This window comes from Anaerolineales bacterium (genome assembly GCA_022866145.1).
In the GTDB taxonomy this organism is placed as follows: Bacteria; Chloroflexota; Anaerolineae; order Anaerolineales; family E44-bin32; genus PFL42.
Genome location: JALHUE010000051.1, coordinates 1 through 2,201, shown reverse-complemented (window position 1 = coordinate 2,201; position 2,201 = coordinate 1). Strand labels below are relative to the sequence as shown.

General features: G+C 60.4%; 2 protein-coding genes. Both read left to right on the top strand.

What is annotated here, in order from left to right; all coding sequences use genetic code 11:
• Window positions 1-278 precede the first annotated feature (278 nt).
• Window positions 279-1,742, top strand: a complete 1,464-nt coding sequence (locus MUO23_01480; protein ID MCJ7511623.1) for an RHS repeat-associated core domain-containing protein — start codon at window positions 279-281, stop codon at window positions 1,740-1,742.
• 93 nt (window positions 1,743-1,835) lie between these two features.
• Window positions 1,836-2,201 (top strand): hypothetical protein (locus MUO23_01475; GenBank protein ID MCJ7511622.1); only part of this gene is annotated, 366 nt, incomplete at its 3' end.

Sequence of the window (2,201 nt, the reverse complement as noted above, 5' to 3'; positions counted from 1 at the left end):
GACCCAGCTCGATCGGGCCGGGCGGCCTGATCGGCTCCGGCGAGTTCGAGCGTGTTTCGGGCATCCAACTCGAATACCGGCGCAGGCGCCTGAGCCGGTGATCCGGACCACCACGACCATCGACTACATCTACGACGCCCTGTACCCCGTCTCGCTTCGCTCGCGGGACGAACGGCCGCCTGCATAAGCTCTGACGCGAGGGGACCAACATCCACGTCTACAACCCCGCTCGCGGAGCATCCCCGGAGCGAAGCGGAGGGGACAACCGGCTGGTCTCTGTGGATGGCGTCGCCTACACCTGGGACGACAACGGCAACTTGCTCTCGGGTGGCGACCGCAGCTACGCCTACGACCATGCCAATCGACTGACCTCGGTCGAAATGGGCCCCGACACGTATGAGTTCGCCTACAACGGCCTGGGCGACCGGCTGCGGCAGACGATCAACAGCGTGCCCCAGAACTACACCCTGGACATCGCCGCTGGTCTGACACAAGTGCTCTCGGATGACGCCGACGCCTACCTGTATGGCATCGGGCGTATCGGCCAGAAGGGCGCCGGCACTTGGCAGTACCACCTGGGCGATGCGCTGGCCAGTGTGAGGCAGGTGAGTGGCGCCGTGTACCCGGTCGGGTATGCCCAGTCATTTGAGCCGTACGGCGCGCGACTGAATGCTGCGGGTGTTGTCCCAACGGCGTACGGGTTCACGGGCGAGTGGATGGAGGGGACAGGCCACGTGAATCTGCGGGCGAGGTACTACTCTCCAGGGAATGGCCGCTTCCTTAGCCAAGATGCCTGGGAAGGGGACCTCAGACAACCGGCATCCCTCACTGCATGGGTGTACTCATACAACAACCCTCTCAGGTACCCAGATCCCTCTGGCACTGTCCCGCGCGTGGAATGTGCTCGGCATCTCACGGCCAAGGAGTGCGAGATTCTTCGCTTCTCGGCCCGAAGATCGAGCGTGAGGGAGGAACCGCCGGTATCCTGGTCTCCATCAATCCAGGTGGATCTTGAGGGCGAGTTGGAACAAGGTCAATTCGAGGCGCAATACACTGTGGGCGATAACCCCACAGGATACTTCGGATTCAACCTCTGTGGCCAGGTCGTGCTGAGTATGATAGCCGGGACGATCACTGGTGGCCAGACAACTCTCCTTGACATCATCGGTGCTGACCAGAGCCTGCGGCCGGGTCGGTGCACGACCGCGACCGGCAGCCAGAAGCCATGCTCCCAGCTTGGCACCTATGGGTCAGACCTTGAGGACTTGATCCTCGAGACCTTCCCTCCAGGCTGGAGAGGGCGACGGCTTCAGGTAGAAGGCAATGATGCGGTAGGCCAGATCCGCGCTGCAATGGAGCAGAGCCACTTCGTCATTGCACTTGCAATGGTTCTCACAGCGCCGAATGTAGGGTGTCAGGGCGGAACTTGCCTTGAAGGAGGCACTCTTCTTGATGTTCAGAGGAACCTCAGTGAAGCCGGTGATGGAACCTCGGTCGTGGAGTGGACCTACGAGACCCAAAACTTCACTGACAACGTGGCACAACACTGGGTTGCCATTACGGGTCTATCAAGCCCATGGGCCAATCAAGCCGACTCCGTGCTCAACTGGGTGCGGTTGAACAACCCATTCAACAACCAGGTGGAGTACTATATGTGGGACGAGTTTGACCAGTCTATGAGTGCTGCATCCCCTGAGTACAATATCCGCGAGGTGTACCGGCTCAGGATGGGGCGCAAGTGAGGAGAGGTTCTCTGGGGCTCTCCGCGATGTTGATACTGGTGTCGTTCTGGTAGGACACCGCTGGCGTTCTGAAGGGCAGGAGGCGGGACTTACATGATTCTCTCATTGCGGCCCTGCGCTGCACGACGCGCCCTTGCGATGGTATTCCTCGTCCAGGTAATCACTACACTCGCTTGCACCACCTCGCCGGTTCTCAATCCGACATTGAAGCCTCTTCCTGCGACGCCAACGCATCGGGCAGTCGCAACTACGCCGAACCCCATTCAACCAACAACTGAAGCCACCAGTCTCAACGAACCCCGCGGTTCGGAATTCGTAGGAAAACTGGTTCTCATCGAAGCCGGCGCCCTGTACAGGGTCGATGTCTACTGCGACGAGAAGCTCAGCGAATGCATGGGGGAATCCGAGCGGCTGACAGATCTCCCGGCAATCTACGCCTCGCCGACCTGGTCGCCGGAT